General features: G+C 60.5%; 16 protein-coding genes. 7 read left to right on the plus strand and 9 right to left on the minus strand.

Going from position 1 to position 25,097, the window contains the following annotated elements; translation table 11 throughout:
* Positions 1–126 precede the first annotated feature (126 nt).
* The gene (locus ACQRCA_RS00200; protein WP_427717349.1) at positions 127–1,419 is read left to right on the plus strand and encodes a lysylphosphatidylglycerol synthase transmembrane domain-containing protein; all 1,293 of its coding nucleotides are present in this window, start codon (positions 127–129) and stop codon (positions 1,417–1,419) included.
* A 136-nt stretch (positions 1,420–1,555) separates the two neighbouring features.
* Positions 1,556–2,167, plus strand: coding sequence for a TetR/AcrR family transcriptional regulator (locus ACQRCA_RS00205; protein ID WP_427717352.1), 612 nt, complete (start codon positions 1,556–1,558; stop codon positions 2,165–2,167).
* Between the two features lie 103 nt (positions 2,168–2,270).
* On the opposite strand, the gene ACQRCA_RS00210 is transcribed toward ACQRCA_RS00205, so the two are convergent.
* The 6 genes from ACQRCA_RS00210 to metK form a co-directional block, all read right to left on the minus strand.
* Positions 2,271–3,485 carry an ABC transporter permease gene (locus tag ACQRCA_RS00210; protein WP_427717354.1) on the minus strand — a complete coding sequence of 405 codons (1,215 nt, stop codon included), beginning with the start codon at positions 3,483–3,485 and terminating at the stop codon, positions 2,271–2,273.
* Positions 3,482–4,255, minus strand: coding sequence for an ABC transporter ATP-binding protein (locus ACQRCA_RS00215; protein ID WP_427717357.1), 774 nt, complete (start codon positions 4,253–4,255; stop codon positions 3,482–3,484). Before ACQRCA_RS00215 ends, ACQRCA_RS00210 begins: the two co-directional genes overlap by 4 nt.
* Entirely contained in the window at positions 4,255–5,688 is a 1,434-nt protein-coding gene (locus ACQRCA_RS00220; protein WP_427717360.1) for an efflux RND transporter periplasmic adaptor subunit, read from the minus strand. The genes ACQRCA_RS00215 and ACQRCA_RS00220 overlap by 1 nt, the downstream gene beginning before the upstream one ends.
* Before the next feature lie 129 nt (positions 5,689–5,817).
* Complete coding sequence (locus ACQRCA_RS00225) at positions 5,818–7,275, minus strand: L,D-transpeptidase (protein ID WP_427717362.1); 1,458 nt, start codon at positions 7,273–7,275, stop codon at positions 5,818–5,820.
* Positions 7,276–7,691: 416 nt separating this feature from the next.
* Complete coding sequence (sdaAA, locus tag ACQRCA_RS00230; protein WP_427717365.1) at positions 7,692–9,299, minus strand: L-serine ammonia-lyase, iron-sulfur-dependent, subunit alpha; 1,608 nt, start codon at positions 9,297–9,299, stop codon at positions 7,692–7,694.
* Positions 9,300–9,643: 344 nt separating this feature from the next.
* A complete protein-coding gene (gene metK / locus ACQRCA_RS00235; RefSeq protein WP_427717367.1) occupies positions 9,644–10,924 on the minus strand; it encodes a methionine adenosyltransferase in 1,281 nt (426 codons plus the stop codon).
* 326 nt (positions 10,925–11,250) lie between these two features.
* Here metK and gltX point away from each other — a divergent pair, with 326 nt between their 5' ends.
* From gltX to ACQRCA_RS00260, 5 genes are all read left to right on the plus strand, one after another.
* Positions 11,251–12,726: a glutamate--tRNA ligase gene (gltX, locus tag ACQRCA_RS00240; RefSeq protein ID WP_427717370.1), complete on the plus strand. Its 1,476-nt coding sequence runs from the start codon at positions 11,251–11,253 to the stop codon at positions 12,724–12,726.
* 70 nt (positions 12,727–12,796) lie between these two features.
* A complete protein-coding gene (gene priA / locus ACQRCA_RS00245) occupies positions 12,797–15,268 on the plus strand; it encodes a replication restart helicase PriA (protein WP_427717372.1) in 2,472 nt (823 codons plus the stop codon).
* 18 nt (positions 15,269–15,286) lie between these two features.
* Positions 15,287–15,823 (plus strand): peptide deformylase, encoded by a 537-nt coding sequence (def, locus tag ACQRCA_RS00250; protein ID WP_427717375.1) that lies wholly within the window; start codon positions 15,287–15,289, stop codon positions 15,821–15,823.
* A 327-nt stretch (positions 15,824–16,150) separates the two neighbouring features.
* Positions 16,151–17,071, plus strand: coding sequence for a methionyl-tRNA formyltransferase (gene fmt / locus ACQRCA_RS00255; RefSeq protein WP_427717377.1), 921 nt, complete (start codon positions 16,151–16,153; stop codon positions 17,069–17,071).
* The gene (locus tag ACQRCA_RS00260) at positions 17,068–18,468 is read left to right on the plus strand and encodes an RsmB/NOP family class I SAM-dependent RNA methyltransferase (RefSeq protein ID WP_427717380.1); all 1,401 of its coding nucleotides are present in this window, start codon (positions 17,068–17,070) and stop codon (positions 18,466–18,468) included. Before fmt ends, ACQRCA_RS00260 begins: the two co-directional genes overlap by 4 nt.
* A 458-nt stretch (positions 18,469–18,926) precedes the next feature.
* On the opposite strand, the gene ACQRCA_RS00265 is transcribed toward ACQRCA_RS00260, so the two are convergent.
* The 3 genes from ACQRCA_RS00265 to glgA all read right to left on the minus strand — a co-directional run bounded on the left by ACQRCA_RS00265 (position 18,927) and on the right by glgA (position 25,087).
* Positions 18,927–19,163 (minus strand): FmdB family zinc ribbon protein, encoded by a 237-nt coding sequence (locus ACQRCA_RS00265; RefSeq protein ID WP_427717381.1) that lies wholly within the window; start codon positions 19,161–19,163, stop codon positions 18,927–18,929.
* Positions 19,164–19,251: 88 nt separating this feature from the next.
* Entirely contained in the window at positions 19,252–22,548 is a 3,297-nt protein-coding gene (locus ACQRCA_RS00270; protein ID WP_427717383.1) for a 4-alpha-glucanotransferase, read from the minus strand.
* A gap of 217 nt (positions 22,549–22,765) precedes the next feature.
* Entirely contained in the window at positions 22,766–25,087 is a 2,322-nt protein-coding gene (gene glgA, locus ACQRCA_RS00275) for a glycogen synthase GlgA (RefSeq protein WP_427717385.1), read from the minus strand.
* Positions 25,088–25,097 lie beyond the last annotated feature (10 nt).

The raw sequence follows: 25,097 nt of genomic DNA on the forward strand, positions 1-25,097 counted from the left end.
TCGAAGGGCGGGTTTTTTTTACCTGCGGGCTTGTCTGTTAATCCCATTTGCCCCATAGCTTTACGTTTTGCCTATCTCCCATACGGGTACAATAGGCCAGATACATTGACGGTCAGAAGGAGCCTCATGACGGAGTCCTCTCAGCATACCCCAAAGCCTCAAGTCGATGTTTCGGGCGGCGATGACAACAAGAGCGCACGTCGTGGTGCCATCTTTATTGGTATTGTGCTGGTGGGCTATATTGTCTATTTGGTCGTGACCGGTCAGATGGGTCAGTTCTGGGCCGCCATGGCTAGCGTTCAGGCGCCGTGGCTCGCTGCCGCGTGCTTCTGCATGTTCCTATACTTGTTTTTTGGCATCGTGGCGTACGCGATTGCCGTATGGCTCGATCCCAATTCGCCTGTCGGCATCCGCGACCTCATTTCGGTCGAGGCGAGCGGCATCTTCTTTGGCAACCTGACGCCCATGATGATGGGCTCCACGCCTGCCCAGATTTATCGCCTGACCAAAGCCGGCCAAAATGTGGGCGAAGCGGGTGCCACGCAGTTCACCCGCTTTATCGTGTACCAGTTTGGTTTGGTGGCATGGGGTGCCATTCTGCTGCTCGCCCGCATGCCGTTTTTTGCCGAGCGCTATGGCGACATGACGCTGCTTTGCGTCTTTAGTTTTGGCGGCCACTGCTGCATTCTTCTCGGCATCTTTGCCGTGGCGTTGATGCCCAAGACCGTCACGCGCGTCGCACATTGTATTATCAATTGGCTCGAGCGCATGGGTGTTTCCGCTACTAAGATCGAGGGCTGGCGTACCTTTGTCGATGGCGAGATCTACTCGTTCTCCGAGAAATTCAAACTCTCTGCCGGCCATTTTTCGTCCATGCTGCTCACGGTCGTCATCACCATGTTGCAGCTGGCGTTTTTCTACCTGGTTCCGTATTTTTTGATGCTTGCCTTTGGTCAGTACGACGTTGACTTTTTCTCGGTCATGGCGGCGAGTGCTTTTGTACAGCTGTTGAGTTCCGCCGTCCCGCTGCCTGGCGGCACCGGTGGTGCCGAGGGCGGCTTCGCGCTGTTCCTGGGTCACTTTTTTGGCACGGCAGCGACTGCCGGCTATCTGCTTTGGCGTCTGATCACCTTTATCGCGCCGACCATTTTGGCCGCCCCTCTTTTGGGCCTTAAGAGCGCTCATAACGAGAGTATCCATGCGCGCTGGGACCGTATGATGTACAAGCTCGGGCGCACTCCTCAGAAGCCTTCTGCGTCCGTTAAGGCACATCCAGCCTCTCAGGTTACCGTGGACCCCAATCAGCATGCTCAAAAGACTGCTGTGGCCTCTAAACCGGCACGGAAGACCTATGTTCGTCAGACTGGCGACGGTATCCGCGTTTCCCCTGCGGCGCTCAATAAAAAGAAGCGGCCCTAGAGCCCAGTTGGTGAGTCGTGCGTTCTTAATGATGCTCGTCATTGCGATGCTGGATGTAGGATAATCCTCTTACGTTGATTATCTCCCACTTGTACAGGAGCTATAGGTGGGCAGTTGACACGAAGGGGACACGTCTATGGCCACCACTAAACCGCGCCTTGACCGCCGCGTCGTTCGCAGTCGCAATGCGATTCTTTCGGCATTCGAGCGACTGCTGATGGAAAAGCCCCTCGCCGATATTACGGTGAGCGCCATCGCGCGCGAGGCAAATGTCGACCGTAAGACCTTTTACGTGCACTTTGGCACGGTCGACGGCTTGCTCGATGCCATTGCCGTGGATGTGGTCGAGATGATTGTCGACTCAGTCGAGAAGACGCTTTCCTCTATGGGCGGTAACACCAACGAGCGGGCACTCGGAGCGGCGGCGACCTTCTTCAAAACCGTTAACGAGGCGCTGTGCAACAATTTGGTGCTCAATCGCCAGCTGATTGAAAACATTCCGCTCGACGATTTTATGACGCGCTTGCGTGTGCCGCTCGAGCACGAGATTGCCGAGCGCGACCTGCTGCCCGATGGCTTAAAGGACGAGCTGTTCGACTATTATCTGGCGTTTTTGCTTTCGGGCATTATCGGCATTTACCGCACGTGGGCACTCTCCGATGGCTCGGTGCCCATCGAGCGCATTTCGGAGGTCGCTAACAATCTGACGTTGAACGGGCTATCGAGTCTGGAATCTCGTTTCGAATAGCACTAGCGCCTTATCCCCTCTGAGTTGCGGTGAAATAAGGACTGAATAGCCTTTTAACGGCTAAAACACTCCCTATTTCACCGCAACTCAGGGGGGGATTGAGTTACTGGTAGCGCAGGCACTCCACGGGGTCGAGTTTTGCGGCCCGGCGGGCGGGGTAGAAGCCAAAGATTACGCCGATGCCGACGGAGACCGCAAAGGCCAGCAGCACCGTGGCGATCGAAAAACTCGGCGTAATGGTACCGCTGGCACCGAGTTCGCCAAGCACGCCGGAACCCGCGGCGAACATCGCTAGGCCCCAGGCAAGCAGGTAGCCAATCAGGACACCTAGCAGACCGCCGGTGATGCACAGCGCCGAAGACTCGGCCAAAAACTGTGCGGTGATATCGCGACGGCTGGCACCCAAGGCTCGACGAATACCGATCTCGCGGATGCGTTCGGTCACATTGGTGAGCATCATGTTCATGATGCCGATACCGCCCACGAGCAGCGAAATGCTGGCAACGGCGCCCATGATGAGCGAAAACGCGCCCATAAAGGAGTTGAGGGCGTCGATGGCGCTTTTCATTGAGGTCGCCGACACGCTGTCATATTCGTCGTCATCCGCGATGCCCTTCATGCTGCGCACCTTGGATTCAATCGTCTCGCACAGCTCATCCATGTCCGTACCCTCGACGGTGAGCGCCGTTACGCTGGGAAAAGACGGGTTCTCGTCGCCAAAGAGGCCCGAGATGGTCTCGCGCGGCATGTAGAGCGTGAGTGAGCCCATGGAGTCGCTGCCGCCGTCGATAACGCCGATAATCTGCACCTCGCCGTTCGACACCTTGATGGTCTTGCCGAGCGCGTCCTGTTCGTTGCCGTACAGCTGGTCCGCGCCGCCGCGGCTGATGAGCGCCACGCGTGCGCCAGATTGGGACTCAGCCTGCGTATAGGTGCGCCCCGCGACGAGCTTGCTGGCGCCCACTGCGTCGAGCATGTCGCTATCGACGCCCTGCGCCATGACGTTATAGCTTTTGTCACCGGCCTTGTACTCGGTATAGGCACTGTCCACGATACCGATCTGCTCGATCTGCGGTACCATCTTGCGAAGATTCTCAACGTCCGACTCGGTGAGCTCTTGCGACGAATAAATCTGCACCATACGCGCGGCGTTGAGGCCCAGGCTGTTGACCAGGCTGTTTTGGATACCGCCGATAAGCGAGGTCATGGCAATGACGGAGGCGATGCCAATAACAATGCCCAGGATGGTGAGTAGGCTGCGTCCCTTGTTGGCCTCGAGGGAGTGAAGGGCTTCTTGGATAAGGTCGCGCGTGCTCATGCCTTCACTCCTTTCGTCGGATTGGCGTGTGCGGAAATCATGGGCAGGTTATCAATGGCGCCGTGCAGGGTCTGCGGTGCGTGCGCGATGTACGCGCCGTCGTGGATTCGGCCGTCGCGAATGGTTACGGCACGGTCGGCCTCGGCGGCGATACCGGGATCATGCGTGATGAGCACAATGGTCTTGCCACGTTCCTGGAGTTTGTGGAAGGTCTCCATCACGAGCGCTCCGGTGGCGGAGTCCAGGTTTCCCGTCGGCTCGTCCGCCAGGATGATGGGCGGGTCGTTGACGAGGGCGCGCGCGATGGCAACCCTCTGCATCTGTCCGCCTGAGAGCTCGGAGATGCGGTGGTCCCAGTGGTCGACCGGCAGCGTGACGGCTTGCAGCGCATGAACGGCGCGCATCTCACGCTGAGCCCGCGGCACGTTGGTGTACGACAGCGGCAGCATGACGTTTTCTATGACCGATAGGCGCGGCAGCAGGTTAAAGCTCTGAAAGACAAAGCCGATGCTCAGGGCGCGGACTTCGGTGAGCTCGTCATCGTCGAGCTCCGCCACGTTGAGGCCCTGCAGGTAATAATCGCCTGCCGTTGGCTTGTCCAGGCAGCCCAGGATGTTCATGAGCGTTGACTTGCCCGAGCCAGAAGGGCCGGTAATGGCCACGAATTCGCCGGGATTCACTGCCAGGCTCACGTTATGCAGGATATGGGCGCAGCCGGCCTCGCTCTCAAAAATGCGATGCACGTTGCGGATGTTGATGACGGGACGCATTACAAGCCCTCGTCGGCAGACATGCTGCCAGAGTCGTCGCCGTCGGCCGTCATGCCTGCGCCGGTGTCCACGATGAGGGTGTCGCCGTCGCGCAGCTTGGTAACGGGTACGTCTGCGTTGGTCTCATTGCCCTGGTCGTCGCGCTTGACCTGCGTCTTGCCGACCACGGCGTCGTTATCGTTTTGCGTCACAATGGTCACCTTCACGCGGCGCATCTCCTTGCCTTCACCGTTGGTTGCCACGTTGACGTAATAGTGCTCGCCATCCTCGGTCATGAGCGCCATGGTCGGCACCATCACCACATCGTCGAGCTGCTCGGTTACCACCGAGACCTCGGCGGTCATGCCCGGCTTGAGGCGCGCGTCGGGCGCGTCGATCAAAATATCGACGTTATAGGTCACGCTACCGCCGCCACCGTAGGTGGAGTCGGAGTTTGCCACCGAAGCGATTGTCGTGACCGTTCCCTGGCTCACGATATCGGGAAAGGCCGGATAGGTGACGTTGGCGTTCTGGCCCACTGTGATCTTGGCGATATCCTTTTCGCCCACCTGAACGGTGACCTTCATCTTGGAGAGGTCAGCGATCTGCATGCACTGCTTGCCGCCGGTCGTATCGCCTTCGCCCATAATCATGCCGCCCGTCACCGTGGCGCCGACCTTGGCGTTGAGCTCGACGATGCTGCCCGAGCTGGGCGCGGTCACGGTGCGCTCGGCGGCTTTGGCGTTGGCCTGGTCCAGGGTCGCCTGGGCCGAGGCCAGGTTACGTTGGGCGCTCGAGATGGCGCTCGTGTCGGCACTCGTGTCGGCGCCGCCGCTGGCGCCACTTGCGCCTGCCGCATCTGTGTCAGTCGCCGGAGCGGCTTGGGCGGCAGCTACCGCTTTCTGCGCGTTGGCGAGGTCTTCCTGTGCCGCCGCCACCGCGCGCTGCGCCTCGGCAACGTTGCGATCGAGCTCGTCATTTTTAATGGTCATGAGCACATCGCCCTCGTTAACGGACTGGCCGGCTGATACGTTGATCGATGCCACCGTGCCGTCGACAGAAGGGGAGACCACCGAAGCCGAGATAGGCTTGAGCTGGCCTTTAGCCTCGACGGTGGTCGTAAATGTACCCTCGGTGACCATGTCGGTCACCGGCCCGTTGGTACCTGCGGGCCGTGCGTTGATGACGAAGGTTACGACTACGGCGATGAGCACAGTGGCGGCCACGACGCCGGCCGCAATGCCGCGTCGGATGAGCTTTTTGCGCCGACGCTCGGCACGCTTCGCCTTGAGCTTGGCGTAGGCCTCTTCGTCAGAAATCTCGGTTGCATCGCTTGTGCTGCCGTTTTGCTGTGTGGCGCGCACGTTTGTTATGAGGGGAAGCGTTTCGGTGGCACCCTCGGGCGCTCGCTCGGTATCATTCGGTCCCGGGGTGATGGTGGGGACATTCGACATAGCGTATCCTTTATAGAAAGTTTTTCGATAAGTATATGCGCCCGTCGCGAGAAGCGGGCGCATATGGCGGATTCTTTCGGAACTGTTAGATTGGAGCGTCAGTTCCCCGTTGTGCGAAGGCGTGTTTCCCTACGAGTGCACGACCACGCATAGGCCTACGTTGATGCAATCGTGGAGTGCCTTGGCATCGGCCAGGCGCAAGTTGATGCAACCGTGGCTGCCGCACCATTTGTACGAATTTGGGTCGTCAAAGCTCTGATCGTTTTGCCATGTTGCATCATGGAAACCAACCATGTTGCCTTCAAACGGCATCCAATATGACACGGGGCTTTCGTATTTTGGTTTTCCGGTCTTTGGGTCTTTGGCACCGATGAGCTTGCTTGCGCCGTCATTACTATTGATCTGCCAAACGCCCTCGGGGGTGGCATCCTCTCCCGGTTTGCCCGAGATAAAGTTGGCTTCCCAAACGATATTACCGTTCTCGTCATAGTAGCGCGCGTGCTGCTCGGACAGGTCGACGTCGATATACGCCTTCCAGTCGGGCTCTCCCTTTGCGGTATAGGTGTCGGCCTTCTGGGAGTACTTAATCTCGATTTCGCCGGTCTGCTTGTTGTTAATGGCGTCCTCGACCTGCTTGGCAAGCGCGTCGCTATCGACGGACCAGCCAAAGTCACCGCCCTCGACGGCACATTCTTTGCCGTCGGCACGCGTCCACCAGCGGGTGGTGCCCACGGTATTAAAGCCGTTGGCGAGCTCGGCTGCCCAGCTACCGATCTGCGACGTATCGAGTGTGGGGTTGGCCGGATCGGCAAAGCTGATCCACTGCAACACGGAGCTGCCGTCGACCTTGCCGGCATCCTCGCCGTTGAGCTTGAGGGTCACGTTGACGCCCAAGAAGTTGTTGGCGGCATCGCATGCGGCCTGAATCTGATCATTGGTCAGCGTTTCATTGAGCGGCTCATAGGCATCGTTGCCGAGCTTGGAAAGATCTACGGTCTCGGCCAGCGAGGCAAGCTCGAGCTCGGCATACTTAATGACATGCTCGCGGTTGAGTTTTTCGTTGGAGCGCGCCTTCTCGACGGTAAACTTGCCGGCTTGCTCGTCATAGGAGCTATTGGCCTCGAACGTACCCGAACGGCCCTCGTTAAACTCGTCAATGGCGGCGCCCAGATCCTCCTCAAACTTCTTTTGGTCAAAGGTGTCAGAGAGCATGGACAGGTCGACGTCTTGTTCAAGATCGACTTTGTTGGAGGTAGCGATTGTTTTGGTCTTGCCGCTTAAGGATTCCACAAGGCGGACCGGCCATATAAAGGCTTCGTTGCGGCTGATGATTTCTTTTGCGGCAGCTTCGCCGTCGACGATGGGTTCATCGGACTCGGGTTGATAGATCCAGTTAAAGTCATCGCCTGTCACGGTGAGCTTATAGTGCTTCCATGCCGAGTTGACCTTAGTGGCAGCAGACGAAGCGTTGGAGAACGAGACGTCGACGCCGGCAATGGTGGTGTTGGGATAGGCTACCTGCGAAAATGCGACAACGCCAACAATGTAAACGACAACAATGAGGCCCAGAGCAACGAAAAGGGTCATTTTCGCCCCGGATTTTTTCCCGTTGGCGTGGTTCTCTGACCCACGGGGGTCCTTGTGATGGTTTTGCGTGTGTGAAGGCGCGTGCTTAGTCGCTTTATTGCTCTGACGCTGCTGATACGCATGGGGGTTCTGGCGCTGTGAGGTGTTTCCCGAACCATGCTTTGTGCTATGCGTTGGTGTAATGGGGCGCGGCGACTGAACGCCGCCGGTAGGCCTAGAAGGCTGCTGCGGATCGGGAATCAGTTGGGTGCGGTCGTTTTGCGACATCGTATGCATATCCTTCGAGTTTCGCCTTGCGGCTCATCGTGTTTTTACTGGGCTTGCATTATAGCGATTACCCTGTTGTTTGTGGTATTGAAACGGTGGCATTGGCAAGAGGTTGGACATTTGTCCCACCTCTTGTTTTGGACTGCTCTTTATCCGCACACACCGCATTTTGCACAGGCCGAAAGCGCGGCCGGAGCCTGCGCGATGCCGCCCTTTGCCGTCTCGCGCAGCGTGGCCGGCAACGCGTGGCCCACCGAGAGCATGACGTGTGCCATCTGGTCAAACGGCACCAGGCTCTTAATGCCGGCAAGGGCGAGCTGCGCCGAGCTAAATGCGGCCGCCACGCCGATCGCGTTGCGGTTTTGGCATGGCACTTCGACAAGGCCGCCCACGGGATCGCATACAAGACCAAGCAGATTGCTCAGTGCGATAGAGCTAGCGTCGAGTGCCTGCTCGGGCGTGCCGCCCAGCATCTGGACTAGCGCGGCAGCGGCCATGGCGGCGGCGCTGCCCACCTCAGCCTGACATCCGCCTTCGGCACCGGCGACGCAGGCACTTGTGGTGAGGTTGAGACCAATCGCGGCAGAGCAGTAGAGTGCGTCCATGACCTGTTCGTCATCGAGCTGTAGATGGTCGGCGAGCGCCAACACGCAGCCGGGCACGACGCCCGCAGAGCCGGCCGTGGGGGCGGCGACGATGACGCCCATGGTGGCAGAGCGCTCAAGCACGGCCATGGCGCGGGCTACGGCTTCGGTTTGGACGGCGCCCATCAGGTTTGTGCTCAGATCGTTGCGGCGTGTGGCGTCGACGAGTTTTGCCTCGCCGCCGATAAGCCCGCCGAGCGAGCGCTGCGGTGCGGCGATGGGCGCCGTTGTCTCCTCGCGCATGACCTCGAGTACGCGGCGCATCGCGGCGACGGCGTGCTGCTCGCCGGTCAGGCGGGCTTCGCGTACGGCCATGACGGCGCCAATGTTGAGGCCCAGTTCGGCGCAGGCGTCGAGGAGCTGTTCGCCATCGTCGAAGATTTCCTTGGCGGAAACGCCGGGGGAGAGCGATGAGGCCGAGCCGGGAAGCTCAATGAAGGTGGCGTAATCGACATGGTCGAGCATGCGTAGCATGGGAACGACGATGTCATCGGGGGTGCCGTCGGTCTCAAAGACGGAATAAGCTTGGCCGCCTACCTCGGTGCGGTAGGTGCGGCAGAAGGCAATGTTTACGTGTGCGTAGGCGAGCTGGTTCGTGAGCGCGGCGAGAACGCCGGGGACGTCCTGGTGCGCCACAAACAGGGTGGAATACATGCCCGAGATATCGACGCCGACGCCGTTGATGCGGCTGATGCGCATCTTGCCGCCGCCAAGGCTCTCGCCACGGACCTGCGCCGTGGCGCCCGTGTCATCGACCATGTCGATGTCGACGGTGTTGGGGTGGATGGAGGCGTCGTCGCCCTTAATGTCAAAGTGATAGCTGAGGCCCCGCTCGCGCGCGAGGTCAAAGGCCTGCTTGATGTTCTCGTCGTCGGTGTCGAGGCCCAAGATGCCCGCGACGAGTGCGCGGTCGGTGCCATGGCCGCGGTAGGTGTGGGCAAAGGAGTTCCACAGGCCAAAGGTGACCTTGGTGATGCGGCCTTCCAGCAGGCTGGCGGCAACCTGGGCGCAACGCAGGGCGCCGGCGGTGTGCGATGAGCTGGGGCCGACCATGATGGGGCCCAAGATCTCGAATGCCGAGGTCGTAGCTAGTGTTTGCGGCTTGCCTGCCATGGCTGCTCCTTTTCTATCCCGTCGTCCCGAGGGGCGGGGCATACGCTGTCCCGCCGTTCCGAGGGCTTTAGTATTTGGTCGCCTGCTCGGACAGTCCTGCTCGCACGGAGGCCACATTAAGTGGCCTCCGGCTCGTGCGGAACTCGCGATCGACCAAATACTAAAGTCCTCGGAACTTAGGATACATGGTTGGAGTCGCTCTGCTGCAAAATTTATCGGTTGGTGACCTATTCGGTGTCCTATGTCGATACATCTTCACCACCGTTCAAATAAAAAAGAGGTACCGGTTGTTCCGGTACCTCTTTTTGGTGCGTTTTTATTTGGCTGTGGCTTTTGCCGCTGGCTTACAGGCCGCAGGCTGCTTTGAGTTCGTCGATGCGGTCCGTTTTCTCCCAGGTAAAGTCGGCGTCTTCACGGCCAAAGTGACCGTAGGCTGCCGTCTTTTCATAGATGGGGCGACGCAGGTCCAGGTCGCGGATGATTGCGCCCGGGCGCAGGTCAAAGGTCTTCTCCACGGCCTCGACGATCTTGTCCTCGGCAATATGCGCGGTGCCAAAGGTGTCGACCATGATCGACAGCGGCTTGGACACGCCGATGGCGTAGGCCAGCTCGACCTCGCAGCGATCGGCCAGGCCGGCGGCGACTACGTTCTTGGCGACCCAGCGAGCGGCGTACGCGGCAGAGCGGTCGACCTTGGTGCAGTCCTTGCCGCTAAAGGCGCCGCCGCCGTGACGGCCGTAGCCGCCGTAGGTGTCGACGATGATCTTGCGGCCGGTCAGGCCCGTGTCGCCCATGGGGCCGCCCACGACAAAGCGTCCGGTGGGGTTCACATAGATATCGGCGCCATCCCACGGCATGTTCTCGGCATCCATGACGGGTGCGATGACATGCTCGATGAGGTCGGCCTTGATCTTGCCCATGTCCTCAACTTCGGCAGCATGCTGCGTGGAGATGACGATGGTTGTGACCTCCACGGGCTTTCCGTCCTCGTAGCGCACGGTGACCTGGGTCTTGCCGTCGGGGCGCAGATAGGGCAGGGTGCCGTCGTGGCGCACGGCGGACAGGCGTTCCGCCAGGCGGCTTGCCAGGTAGTGCGGCATGGGCATGAGGGTCTTGGTCTCGTTGGAGGCGTAGCCAAACATCATGCCCTGGTCGCCGGCACCGATCAGGTCGATCGGGTCGGTGGTGGCGCCGGTGTGGGTCTCAAATGACTCGTCGACGCCCTGGGCGATATCGGGGGACTGCTCGTGGATGAGGCTCATGACGCCGCAGGTATCGCAGTCAAAGCCAAACTTGGCGCGGTTGTAGCCGATGCGGCGGATGACGCCACGGGCGATTTCCTGCACGTCGACGTATGCCTGGGTGCGAATCTCTCCGGCGACGATGACGGTGCCGGTGGTCACGAGGGTCTCGCAGGCGCAGCGGACGTTTTCCACGTTGGCGGGCACGCCGTTGGGCGCAATATAGCCCTGCTCCTGCAGCTCTATTTCTTTGGCGAGGATTGCGTCGAGGACGGCATCGCTGATCTGGTCGGCGATCTTATCGGGATGGCCTTCGGTCACCGACTCCGACGTAAACACAAAAGACCCCTGCTGGGGCGGGATGGAACGAAGCTCTTCTGACATGATTGTCCTTTCGAATAACGTGTCCCAGCGACCGTTACCATTCCGCCGGGCTCTGTATGCAGGGGCACATCATAGCGCGTAAATCCAACATTCACACCCTTTCCGCACCTAGTCATTAGGTAGCTAATTTGGGACGGGGCTTTTTTAGCTACCCCGGCTGATTGTTTGCTGGTTTAGCCGATAGCCTGCCGGGGCAGCTAAAAAAGCCCCGTCCCAAATTAGCTACCCGGCTTCGATGACTGGGTCGGTGCCCTTTGTGCGGAGGTGGGCATTGTTGCTTTATACTGGTGCGGTTAGACATCCATCCTGCAATCGAGGAGATTTCCATGGCATCAGACGTTCGCGTCCGCTTTGCACCCTCACCGACGGGCAAGCTGCACATCGGCGGCGCCCGCACCGCTATCTATAACTGGGCTTTTGCCCGCGCAAACGGCGGCACGTTCATCCTGCGCATCGACGACACCGATCCCACCCGCTCTACCGATGAGAACACGCAGATCATTCTGCGCGCTATGCGTTGGCTGGGCCTGGACTGGGATGAGGGCCCCGAGGTTGGCGGCGACTTTGGCCCCTATGCCCAGACCGAGCGCCTGGACCTGTACAAGCAGGCCGCCCAGAAGCTTTGGGACGAGGGCAAGGCCTATCCCTGCTTCTGCACCAAGGAGCAGCTCGAGGCCGACCGTAAGGCCGCCCAGGAGCGTAAAGACCCCTTCCAGGGCTATCAGCGCCGCTGTCGCGATCTCGATCCCGAGGAGGCACGCCGCCGCATCGAGGCAGGCGAGCCCTACGTCCTTCGCATCAAGGTGCCCGAGGACCGCGGCGATGTCGTCATCCACGACGCCGTCCACGGCGAGGTGACCTTCGACGCCAAGGAGCTCGACGACTTTGTCATCTTCCGCTCCGATGGCACGCCCACGTATAACTTCGCGACCGTCGTCGACGACGCCATGATGAAGATCACCCATGTCATCCGCGGCGATGACCATCTGTCCAACACCCCGCGCCAGGTCATGGTTTACGAGGCCCTTGGCGCCCCCGTTCCCACGTTCGCCCACATCTCCATGATCTTGGGTGCCGACGGCAAGAAGCTCTCTAAACGCCACGGCGCCACCTCGGTGGAGGAGTACCGCGACGCCGGCTACCTGTCCGACGCGTTCGTTAACTACCTGGCGCTGCTCGGCTGGTCGCTCGACGGCGAGACCACGATCATCCCGCGCGATGTTCTGGCCAGCAAGTTCTCGCTCGACCGCATCTCCAAGAACCCGGCGACCTTCGACCCCAAAAAGCTCGACTGGGTCAATGCCGAGTATATCAACAACATGTCCGACGCCCAGTTTGCCGACGAGATCATGATCCCCGAGCTGCACGAGGCCGGTATGATCGAGGGTAACATCGAGTACGGCGAGGACTGGATCGACGCGCTTGCCGCCATCGTCAAGCCGCGCACCAAGATGCCGGCCGACGCCGTGACCGTCGCCGCTCCCATCTTTGCCACGGCCGAGACGCTCGAGTATGACGAGAAGTCTGTCAACAAGGGTCTGGCCAAGGAAGGCATGGGCGCCATTCTGGATGCCGCCAAGGTCGCGCTCGAGGGCGTGGATGAGTGGACTGCTGCCAACATCGACGCCGCGCTTGAGCCGCTGCCCGAGCAGATGGACCTCAAGAAGCGCGTGGTGTTCCAAGCTGTGCGCGTCGCCGTCTGCGGTAACATGGTGAGCCCCCCGCTGGGCGAGACCATGGCGCTCGTCGGCCGCGACGACTGCCTGGCGCGCATCGACCGCGCCCGCACGATGGCGCTGTAGCAGCTGCGTAAACGCATGTTTCCGAGCCCCGTTCACCCGAGCGGGGCTCTTGTTTCTAAAGACGTATGGGATGGGAGGTACAGAGACCATGGCCGAGCAACTGTCGCTGTTTGGTTCGCCGGAACCTAAGGAAGCTTCGAAGTCCGCGGCCCCTGCCGCCGCCCCGGCGCAGCCCGAGCTCGCACCCGAACCCGTCTCCGCCTACGCGAGCGTGGTTCTCGACATCCCGACCCGTGCGCTCTCCGAGCCATTCGACTACGGCATCCCGCAGTCCCTTGCCAACGATGCCCAGATCGGGTCCACGGTCCTGGTCCACTTTGGCAACCGCGCGGCCGCGGGCTATATCGTCGATATCGCGCCCGGGCTGGGTGACCTGCAAGGCAACGACACTCTCGACCCCTTGCGCATCAAGCACATCGAGGCCATCCTCAGCAAGCCGCTCTTTACCGCCGAGGCTGCACGCATTGCGCGCTGGATGAGCCACGAGTACGTCGCGACGCTTTCCGAGTGCCTGCGTCTGTTCTTGCCTCCGGGCGGCAGTCCGCGTGTCGTGAAGGGCGATGACGGCGTGTGGACCGTTGAGCGCCCCGCCGTAAAACCCATCCAAAACCGTTGGGTCATGCTCACGCCCGAGGGATTCGACTACACGCCGCCTAAGACAGCGGTCCGTCAGCGTCAGCTCATCGACGCGCTCCAATGCGGCCCGGTCACGACGCGCGACCTCAACCTGCTCTACAACAGCATGTCGGCGACCATTAAAGCGCTTGAAAAACGCGGCGTCGTGGTGGTGGAGGAGCGCCGCGCCTGGCGTGGGTGTAGCGAGCAGACCACGTTGTCCTCGGCAAGCGGCAAGGCGCCGGTCTCTCTCACAAGCGGCCAGCAGCAGGCGCTCGCCCAGATTGAACGCGCCCGCCTTGATGCCCATGGCGATGTGGTCCTTGTCGATGGCGTCACCGGTTCCGGTAAAACCGAGGTTTACCTCTCGGCGATTGAGCGCGTGCTGGCGGCCGGCCGTTCGGCCTGCGTGCTCGTGCCCGAGATCTCGCTGACGGCCCAGACCGTCGGCCGGTTCCGCTCGCGCTTTGGCGAGACGGTCGCGGTCTTCCACTCGCGTCTTTCGGCCGGCGAGCGTCTGGACCAGTGGGATATGGTTGCCAGCGGTGCCGCGCGCGTGGTCGTGGGCGCCCGCTCGGCGCTCTTTTGCCCGCTCAGCGATCTTGGCCTCATCATCATCGACGAGGAGCACGAGACCAGCTACAAGCAGGGCTCCAGCCCGCGCTACCATGCGCGCGAGGTGGCTGCCGAGATGGCGCGCCGCTATCGGTGCCCGCTCGTGTTGGGCTCCGCCACGCCCTCGGCCGAGGCCCTCGACCGCTGTCGCCGCGGTATGTACAACGGTGCCACCTGGACGCGTGTCGAGATGCCCGAGCGACCGGGACACGCCGTGCTGCCCACGGTCCGCATTGCCGACCTACGCCGCGAGTTCGCGCACGGCAGCCGCTCCATGTTCTCTAAACCGCTGATGGAGGGCTTGGAACGCGTGGTCGAGCGCCGCGAGAAGGCCGTACTGCTGCACAACCGCCGCGGTTTTGCGCCGTTTTTGATGTGCCGTGAGTGCGGCTGCGTCCCCACCTGCAACCACTGTTCTACCGCACTCACGTACCACGAGCGCACGCACACGCTGCAGTGTCACACCTGCGGATCGTCCTGGCGCGTGCAGCCCTATCCGGCGCCCACGAGTCGTTGTCCCAAGTGCGGCAGCCGCTACCTGGCAAAAATGGGGCTGGGTACGCAGCAGATCGAGGACGCCCTACACCAGATGATGCCCGACGACGTCGCCATCATTCGTATGGACGCCGATTCCACACGCGGCAAGGATGCGCACAAAAAACTACTCGAGCAGTTCGATGCCGCCGATTGCGCGGTGCTGCTGGGTACCCAGATGATTGCCAAGGGCCTCGATTTTCCCGAGGTCACGCTCGTGGGCGTGGTCAATGCCGACTTTGCGTTAAAGCTGCCCGATTTTAGGGCGGGGGAGCGCGCCTACGATTTGCTGGAACAGGTCGCCGGTCGCGCCGGTCGCGGCGATCGTCCCGGCGAGGTTATCATCCAGACATATCTGCCCGAGGACCCGGTCATTCGCGCCGTCGCAGAGCACGATCGTTCGATCTTTACCGACTACGACCTGGACCAGCGCCGAGACGCGCTGTACCCGCCTTTCGTGCGTCTTGTCAACATCTTGGTGTGGTCGGCGAATCGTGATAATGCGCAGGACTACATTGGGCGCATCGCAAAGCTTCTCAAGCGCCGCTGGCATGCCGCCGCGCCTGACTTTTTGCGGGCCGGAAGTGTCTTGCCGCAGGTGCTGGGCCCGGCTTCGTGTGTAATCGAGAGAGCCAAAGACCGTTACCGCTTCCATCTGCTTGTAAAGTCGCCGGTAGGGTACCATGTCTCTGATGATATCGACGCCTGCCTCAAAGAGGTGGGCTCCGTGCGCGGCGTGAGCGTGAGCGTTGACGTCGACGCCTATGATTTGATGTAACAACCCGAAAGGATGGCCATGGAAGCCAACGGAATCGTACTTTCCCCCGACCCTCGTCTGCGTCAGGAGTGCGCCGTTATCGAGGAGATCACCCCGGCGATTGAGGCGCTTGCCGAGAAGATGAAGAAGATGATGTTCGACAACGGCGGTTGCGGCCTGGCTGCCCCGCAGATCGGCGAGCTCATCCAGCTCGTCACCATCGACTGCGACTACACCGACAAGAACGACTATGACCCGTACGTGCTCATCAACCCTGTCATTGTTGAGCAGAGCGACCATCTGGTGCCGTTTAACGAGGGCTGCCTGTCCATTCCCGGCATTAGCTGCGAGATCGAGCGTCCCGACCATGTCGTTGTCGAGGCATACGATCTGGACGCCAATCTGATTCGCTATGAGGCCTCGGGCGACCTGTTCTGCGTGTGCCTGCAGCACGAGATCGATCACCTGCACGGCAACACCATGTTCGAGCGACTCAAGCCGATGCAGCGCATCAAGGCCGTCAAGGAGTACCAGGACGCCCTGGCCCGCGGCGCTCGACCGGGCGAGACTGAATAAGGTCGTCCGTCCCTGGGGCTGGCCGCCTATATATCGTCCCGCGCGCAGTTTCGCAGCGCAGCGAGAATGTTTGAGCACGGGATGATATATAGGCGGCCAGCCCCAGGGACTACTAGTTCTTGGCTCGGTTCGCCCGGGTGCCGTCGGGCCAGGGAGAGGCGTCTTCGCTGATAATTGCTTTGTTGGAAGAGCTGCTTTTATTGCGGCTCTTTCTTTGGTTTTGGGTATATTTGTTCATGTTGAATTGTTATTGCGGATGGGCTGGGGGCTTGGCTTTCCGCTGGTATTTGTAGCCGTCTCGGTTTTGTTTGAGGGGAGACGTTCTTGATGCGTATTGTGTTTATGGGTACGCCCGATTTCGCGGTGCCGTCGCTGACTTCGCTTGTTGAGGCTGGGAATGAGATTACGCTGGTAATTACGCGTCCCGATGCTGTTCGCGGGCGTGGTAAAAAGCTGGAGCCGTCTCCTGTTAAGGCCAAGGCGCTTGAGCTTGGCCTGCCCGTTGTTGAGGCAAATCGTATGACGCCGGATGTTATTGATCGGCTTAAGGCTGCTGATGCCGATATTTTCTGTGTGGCTGCCTATGGCTGCATTTTGCCCGATGAGGTGCTGCATATGGCGCCGCTCGGTATTGTGAATGTTCATGCTTCGCTGCTGCCCCGTTGGCGTGGCGCCGCTCCCATTCAGCGTGCCATTCTTGCTGGTGACGAGGTTGCCGGCGTTTCCATTATGCGCATTGGGCATGGCGTGGATACGGGCGCTTATTGCGCCCAGGCGTCGACCTCGGTTGCCGGTAAACATGCCGAGGCATTGACCATGGAGCTTGGTGAGCTGGGCGGTAAGTTACTTGCCGATACGCTTCCCTCGCTTGCCGATGGCTCGGCTGTTTGGACTGAGCAGGATGAGTTCCTTGTCACGCATGCTGCCAAGATTTCCAAGCAGGAGATGCGTCTGGATCCGCAGATGGGGGCGCTTGATTGCGTGCGTCATGTGCTTGCCTCTTCCGACACCGCTCCCGCTCGCTGCGTGATTGCCGGCAAGACCGTGCGCGTGCTCGATGCCGCGCCGGCAGATGTATCGCTTGGCGAGGGGCTCGTCGCTGTTCAGGCCAAGCGCGTCTACCTGGGCCTGTCCGATGGCGCGGTCGAACTGCTCGAGGTTAAGCCCGATGGTAAGCGTGCTATGGCTGCTTCTGCCTGGGCTGCCGGCCTGCAGGGTGCGGATCTTTCGTGGGGTGTTTTGTCATGAGTAAGCTTTCCCCCGCGCGCAAGCTCGCGCTTGATGTTTTGATGGAGGCCGATCGCCGCGGCATGTACGCTCGTGATGTGCTCTCGTCCCGCGCCTCGGCCAAGGCCATTGACCAGCGCGATTCTGCTTTTGCCGCTCGTTTGGCACTGGGCGTTGCAGCCACCCAGGGCATTTTGGATGAGCTGCTCGACCAGTTTCTCGATAAGCCCAAAAAGGTCGCGCCCCGTGTGCGCATGGCACTACGTATCTCGGCCTTCGAGATGCTCTACCTGCATACCCCGGGTCGTGTTGCGGTGAGTCAGGGCGTTGAGCTCGTGCGCAGCGGTGCTAAGTCTGCCGCCGGTCTGGCGAACGCCGTGCTGCATAAGGTTGCGAACAACGTCGAGGACTTTGCCACCGCGGCGGATGCGGATGAGTCCGAGCGCCGTTTGGTTCGCCTATCTCGCCTGATGGGCATGCCGCGCTGGCTGTGCGCTCGCATTATTGCGTCGTTCGATACACCCGAGGGCGCGCTCGGCTTTGCCGGCAATCTGGCGCCCGCGCCGCTGGCTTTGCACGAGAATGCCTTTGCAACCAAACCCGATCCGTACATTTCGCATCTTGTGGCACCCGTGTTCCCGGGTTGCCATGCGCCGGTCGACGCGCAGGCCACGGTTGCGTCGGGTGTGTTTGAGCGCGCAGCTGCCGTGGCCTCGGACCTTAACGCCCAGCTCATCGCTACCGCGGCGACGCGTCCCGGGCGTTGTCTAGAGATTGGCGCCGGTCGTGGCACCAAGACCTATGTGATGATGTGCCAGGCCAAACGTGCCGGTTACGACCGTCAGCACACCGCACTCGATTTGCACGACCGCAAGTGCGACCAGAATCTCGCACGTCTGCATAAGGCGGGTATTACGGGTGTTCGTACGGTGTCGGGCGATGCCTGCGAGCTCAATGAGGTGCTCACGTCCTTTGACGCGATGCTTGGCGAGCCTGTCCTGTTCGACACGGTGTTTATCGATGCTCCGTGCTCGGGCACCGGCACCATGCGCCGTCATCCCGAGATACCGTGGCGTCTTGCCGAGGGCGACGTTACGACCGAGTTGCCCCGCCTGCAGCTGACGATGCTCAAGGAAGCAGCCGCGCGCGTCGCTGCCGGCGGTGAGCTTATCTATGCCACCTGCTCGGTCTTCGACGAGGAGAACACGCAGGTCGTTGATGCCTTCCTAGCCTCTCCCGAGGGCGCCGGCTTTACCGTGGCACCCCTCTCCGAGGCACAGATTCTGCAGCTGCCCGATTTCGCGCAGGCCAAGAAGCTTGTCTCCGTACGCCAGAACGACCGTGGACTTTTCCAGAGCGTCCCCGCAAACGCCGATTCCTACGACGGCCACTTCTGCGCCAGACTGGTCCGCAAGTAAAACGGATTCCAAGGGTAGCTAATTTGGGACGGGGCTTTTTTAGCTGCCCTGGCCGCCAGTCGGCCAAACATTTGCGTTATCAGCTGGGGCAGCTAAAAAAGCCCCGTCCCAAATTAGCTAAAGAGTGGGAAAAATAGCCCCGTTTCATACTTGCTGCTATCAAAAGTAGAGCGGATTACGGGGCAAGATTGGTGATGCCTGACCACAGCAAAAATGGCCTAAATAAAACCGCAGGTAGATGGTTTGTTGAAATTTGCAAATTACCGGAATGGATAGAGGTTGCCAATTCGGCCCCGTAATCAGCAGGGTTTTGAAATGTTACAAACTTAGCATCAGCCCGAAATCGATCTAAAGAAAAGTTGCGGTGAAATGGATCCTGCTTGGCCGTTGAAAGGGCTGATTCAGGAACTATTTCACCGCAACTCATCAGGAAGCCTGGGTGTCGGGACCGCTTGTCGCTAGTGGTTATGCGGGCAGTCGGCACAGCAACCGCTTGTGGCGCTGGTGCTAAACCCGCCACTGCGCTGGTCGGTGTTGTAGAAACCGCTGCCGTCGAACTTAATGCCGCTGGCCGAGAACGTCTTGGATGCCGGGGCGCCGCAGCTGGGGCATACAACCTCGGGAGTCTCGGACATGGGGTGCTCAACCTCAAAAACGTTGCCGCAGCTCGTGCACTTATATTCGTAGCGCGCCATAATACTTCCTTTTCAGCACAAAGCGGGCAGATCGCTCTGCCCGCAAAAATTCAAACAGCTGTAACTGTACCCTATATCGGGGGTTTTATCACGCTTCGCCCCAGAATCTATGGGTGCTGCGCAGGAGCTTCGCAGTTTTCTTTTCGGCCTCCGCAACGTCTGCCTCTTGTGCCTGCCACGTCCAGTTGCCTGTGGCTACTCCCGGCACGTTCATACGTGCGTCGTCCCCCAGCCCCAGCACATCCTGCAGCGGCATCATCACCAGGGGGGCGTCGCTTGCGAGCGCGTCGCCCATCAGCTTGGCCGCCACCTCAGCACCGCTCGTCTCGTCGCCGCCTGCAAAGGAGCGCGTGCACCAGCCAGCGAGTGTCGAAGTGTCGTGCGTCGAGGTGTACAGGATTTTGCCCGGCGTGGGATGAATTCCGCAGCGAACGTCGTAGTCACTAAACTCCAGTACGTCCATGCCGGGAAAACCGCAGGTTGAAGCCATAGCGCGAACGCCAGGCGTCAGATAACCCAGATCCTCGGCAATAAAATTGAGCGGACCCAGCTCGTCGTAGGCGGTCTGGAACAGGTCCTTGCCCGGACCAGCAAGCCAGCGGCCGTCGGCACAGGCTTTGCCAGCGGGAATGCTAAAGTAGTTGTGGAAGCCCAGGAAGTGGTCCAGGCGCACGCGGTCGTAGAGCGCGAACGCTCGGCGCAGGCGATCGAGCCACCAGCGATAGCCGCTCTCCTTCATGTGATCCCAGCGGAAGGTGGGGTTGCCCCACACCTGACCTTCGGGCGCAAAGTTGTCGGGCGGCGCACCGGAGATCTCGATTGCCTTGCCGGTATCGGACAGCCAGAAGTTATCGGGCTCGCTCCACGCATCTGCCGAATCGTCCGATACATACATCGGGATATCGCCGATGACCTCGATGCCCTTCTTGTGCGCATAGTTCATGAGCTCGCACCAAGCCAGGTCAAAGCGGTACTGCATGTACGCCTGAAGCTCGGCCTCGTCGTGGAAGCGCTTGTCGTCGATCAGATGCTCGTTGTAGCGCGCGACATCTGCCGGCCAATTGTGGCGCGACTCGCCCTCAAAGTATTTCTTAACGGCCATGTAGACGCAGTACTTCTCGAGCCAATCGGCATTGCGATGTTTAAACGCGGTGTACAGCGGGTCGGCATCTTCGCCACCGTGGGCCTTCCAAGAAGCGAAGTCGGCGGCCAGCTCCTCGTGACTCTCGGGCAGCAGGTCTATGTTACCTGCAAAAGCCGAGGGTCCGGCATAGGGGGAGCGGAAGAAATCCGTCGGGTTGACGGGCAGGACCTGCCAGTAGCGCATGCCCATGGCGGCCAGGTGGTCGATAAAGCGGCGCGTGGGTGCGCCGATTGTACCCGGCTTGCCATCGTCAGTCGGCACCGAGGTGATGTGGCACACGACGCCCGCGCCATGATCGAGCGGCTCCTGCAGGCGCCTCTCGGCATGGTGATAGATGATCGAAGAGCCCAGCGGGTACAGATCGAGCGTAACCGTGCCGTTGTGGATCTCGCACTCGTGACCGCTGATCACGTCGCTCGCACATTCAACGAGCGCCGGAATCGTCACGCGGTGCGAATTGCGCAGGCTGCGGTTGATGATAACAGTCGCAGCTTCGCCGTCTTTGCCCGTGCGGGTGTAGGCAAGGACGTCGTCGTTAAGCGCGAAGGCCTTGATCTCGCCGTCAACCATAAAAGGCAACGCGCGGCGCAGGGCGGATGCGTTCTTCACGATGGCCAACGTATCGAAATCGTGGAGCTGGTCCTTTGTCGGCAGGGTACGGCGGTTGCCCGGATCGGTGAGGCCCTCCAGGCCGTACTCATCGCCATAATAGATCGAGGGCACGCCGGGGAAGGTCATCTGCATGAGCGTCGCCAACCAAAAGCGCCTCTTGGCCAGGTCCATGGAGTTCTCATCCAAGCGCCATTTGCTACGCTCGCTCTCGGGTAGCTGCGACTCGTCGGGACCACCGCCGAGCACCGAGATAATGCGCGGACGGTCGTGGCTCGAAAGCAGATTGAGCGCGCAGGCCAGTGCCTCGCGCGGGTAATTCTCGCGCAGCGTCTCGATGTCCTCGGCAGCCTGATAGGCATCTCTGTAGCCCATCAAAAAGCCGATGACCATATCGCGGAAAGGGTAGTCCATGGCGGAATCGAGTTCGGAGCCCTGCAGATAACGGCGCAGATGGCCATAGCTGATCTTGTTGGAGGCGTCCTCCCAGACTTCGCCGAGCAGCAGCGCATCGGGCTTCTCTTCGAGCACGGCGGCCTTGATATCGGCCAGGAAGTCATCGGAAAGCTCGTCGGCCACATCGAGTCGCCAGCCGTGGGCACCGGCGCGCAGCCATTTGCGAATGACGCCGTCCTTGCCTAGAAGCTTTTTACGCACGAGCTCGGAATTCTCGTTGAGGGCGGGCATGTTGCTCACGCCCCACCAGCAGTCATACGAGCCGTCCTCGTGGAAGGTAAACGCATCGCGCCACGGGGAGTCCTCGCTCTGCCACGCGCCGACGCCGGGATAGTTGCCGTAGCGGTTAAAGTAGATCGAGTCGTCGCCCGTATGGTTGAAGACGCCGTCCAGGATGATGGAAATGCCGAGCTTCTCGGCCGCCTCGCATAGCTCCGTAAAGTCCTGCTCGGTTCCCAGAATCGGGTCGATCTTGGTGTAATCGGCCGTGTCGTAGCGGTGGTTGCTCGCGGCCTCAAAGATCGGGTTGAGGTAGATGGCCGTAAAGCCCAGCTCGGCGATGCGGGGCAGGTCATTTTGGATACCCTTGAGAGAGCCGCCGTAAAAATCCCAAGTCTTGATGGATCCGTCCTCGGCACGCTCGTACACGGGCGGCTCGTTCCAGTTCTCGACCATGCGACGCTGGATTCCCTTACGCGGTTTTTCGACATCGGCCAGCGTGCGTTCGCGCCAGTTTTCGTCGCGGGCGTAGCGGTCGGGGAAGATCTGGTAGACCATGCCGTGCTCGTACCAGGTGGGACGGTTCTCGCGGTGCTTGTAGACGGTAATCTGGAAGGACGGAACCTCGGCGTAGTCGTATACAACGCCCTCGCCGCCGGTGCGACCCTGCGGCGCACCCAAGCGGACCTCGGACTGGCCTTCGATATTGCATATAAAGCTGTACCATACAAGACAGGGCTCGGCGCAGTTGAGCTCACCGGTAAAGATGCCATCGCCCTTGTGCTCCATGGGGATCAAGGTCTCTCCGATGCCGTCGACCCAGGTGCGCAGGGTGAGCGTTGCCTGGTTGGGGTCGGCATCCTCCAAAATCACCGAAAGCGAAACGGAAGTTCCAGTGGTCACAGCGCCAAAAGGAGTGCGAAACTGCGTCAGGCGGCTGTTGTGTATCAATCTCATAGTACGGTCCAGTTCTATACAATCATGGCCAGCGGGTCATGGGCTTAACGCACAGTGCATAAGTATATCCGTTGCACTTTAGTTGTATAAACTACAGTCGCTCACTATCGGCGAACGGTTGTCCTAGAAAATCGTTTTACCAACTATCTACAGAGAAGGGGCGCCCAGTTGGAGCGCCCCTTGTTTAGGGTTTTTATTAGGTTTTAGATCGTCCGGACTAGTGGCGCTTACGGGTGGCCGTTGCCTTGCGGACGGAGGTCTTCTTGGTCGGAGCCTTTTCCTCGGCTGGAGCGGCGGGGGAGACCGGGGCCTTCTTGGCGGGTTCGGTCTTTACCGTAGCCTTCGGAGCGGTCTTGACCTCGGCGTCCTTCGGTTCCGGCTCGGCCTTTACTGCGGGTTCGTCCTTGGCTTTAGCCTCTGCCTTGGGAGCGGCCGTCTTGGTCGTAGCCTTTTTGGCCGTTGTCGTTGCGCGCTTGCGTGTGGTGGTCTTGGCGGCCGGCTTTGCCTCGACAGCTGCCTTGGCCTTGGGCTCGGAGGGTGCCTCCTCGACCTTGACGGCGGGCTTTGCAGCAGCCTTCGGGGCCGTCTTCGCGGCGGCCTTCGTCGTAGCAGCCTTGGTCGCCGGCGACTTCGTAGCCGTGGCCTTCTTGGCGGTCGCGGTCTTCGTCGGGGTCTTCTTGGCCGCGGTCTTGGTCGCGGTCTTTGCCGCGGTCTTAGCCTCGGCAGTGGTAGCCTCAGCGGTGGCCTCGGCCTTTACCTCGGGAGCGGCCTCGGCTTCGACGGCCTTCTTGGCAGCGGCGGTCGTACGCTTACGCGTGGTGGTTGCCTTGGCAGCGGTGGTCTTGCTCGTAGCGGCCTTCGTGGTCGTGGCCTTCTTAGCCGTTGTCATGCGGATCGTCGTCTTCTTGGCGGCAGGCTTCGCCGTGGGCTTTACCTCGCCGTCGTCAGCCGGCTTCTCCTCGGCTTTGGGCTCCTCGGCAGCAGCGGGCTCCTTAACGGGTGCCGCAGGCTCGGCCTCAGCGGCAACCGGCTCCTCCACAGCCGCAGCAGCCTCCACTGCCACCGGCCTCTCAATCTCTGGGTGCATAAAGAAGTACAGGTCCAGATACTTATCGGCCGAACGTGTCCAGCTAAAGTCCTGGCTCATGGCCTGCGTGACCAGCTGATCCCAGGCCTTGCGGTTATCCCAGAACAGGCGAGCCGCGCGGAACACCGCGTCGCCCATCTCGTCGCCGTTAAAGTGACTAAATGAGAAGCCCGTGCCCTCGCCGGTAAACTCGTTGTACGGTTGCACGGTGTCCTTCAGGCCACCGGTCTCGCGCACAATGGGCAGGGTGCCGTAGCGCATGGCGATGATCTGCGACAGGCCACAGGGCTCAAACTTCGAAGGCATCAGGAACATATCGGCGGCGGCATACATGCGCTGCGAAAGCGCCGGGTCAAACTCGATACGCGCCGCCATGGTGCCGGGGTATTTGCCCTGGAAGTAGCGCAGGCCGTCCTCGTAGTCGCGGTCGCCGGTACCCAGCACGGCCACCTGAACGCCACCGGACAGGATGCGGTCGAGCGCGTACATGACCAGGTCCATGCCCTTCTGTCGCGTCAGGCGCGTGACCATCACCATAAGCGGACGGTCGTCGCGAATCTCGAGCCCCAACTCCTCCTGCAGCTTGGCCTTGCATACGGCCTTCCCCGTGCGGTCATCAACCGTGTAGTTGGCGGCAATGCGCTTGTCGGTCGCCGGATCAAAACCCACAACGTCAATGCCGTTGAGGATACCCTGCAGAGCGTACGAACGCTCGCGCAGCACGCCGTCCAGGCCCTCGCCAAACTCGGGCGTCTGGATCTCGCTCGCATAGGTGGGGCTCACCGTGGTGATGGCATCGGCATAGTGCAGCGCGCCCAGCATATAGTTAATGCTGCAGGCGTCACAGCGCAGCTGCGTGGCGGCTGCTGGAATATGCGCCATACCCAGTATGTCTTCCATCACAGTGTCGCTAAACTGGCCCTGGAACGCCACATTGTGGATCGAGAACACGGTCTTGACGCGGTCGTACAGCGGCAGGCCTTGGTAGAACTCTCGCAAGAACACGGGCGCCAGCGCCGTCTGCCAGTCGTTGCAGTGCAGGATGTCGCACTCAAAGCCTTCGGGCAGGTGCTGCAGGCTCTCGGTGATGGCCTTGGAGAAAAACGCGAAGCGCTCGCCGTCGTCAAAGAAGCCGTAGGGATAGTCGCGCGCAAAGTAGTGCTCGTTGTCCACGAACATATAGGTGACGCCGTCGTGCTCGAGCTTCTCCAACCCGCAGTACTCGTTGCGCCAGCTCAGGCTCACGTAAAAGTCGGTAAAGTGCTCCATCTGCGCCTTGTACTCGTCCTTGATGGTGGCGTACTTGGGCACCATCACAATGACTTCGGCGCCAGCGCGCACGAGTGCCGCAGGCAGCGAGCCCGCCACGTCACCCAAGCCACCGGTCTTAACAAACGGCGCGCACTCTGCCGAGGCAAACACGATCTGCATCTTTTTGCTGGTTTGTGCCATTTTGTCTCCC

The organism is Collinsella sp. SGI.095, assembly GCF_050314535.1.
GTDB lineage: Bacteria > Actinomycetota > Coriobacteriia > Coriobacteriales > Coriobacteriaceae > Collinsella.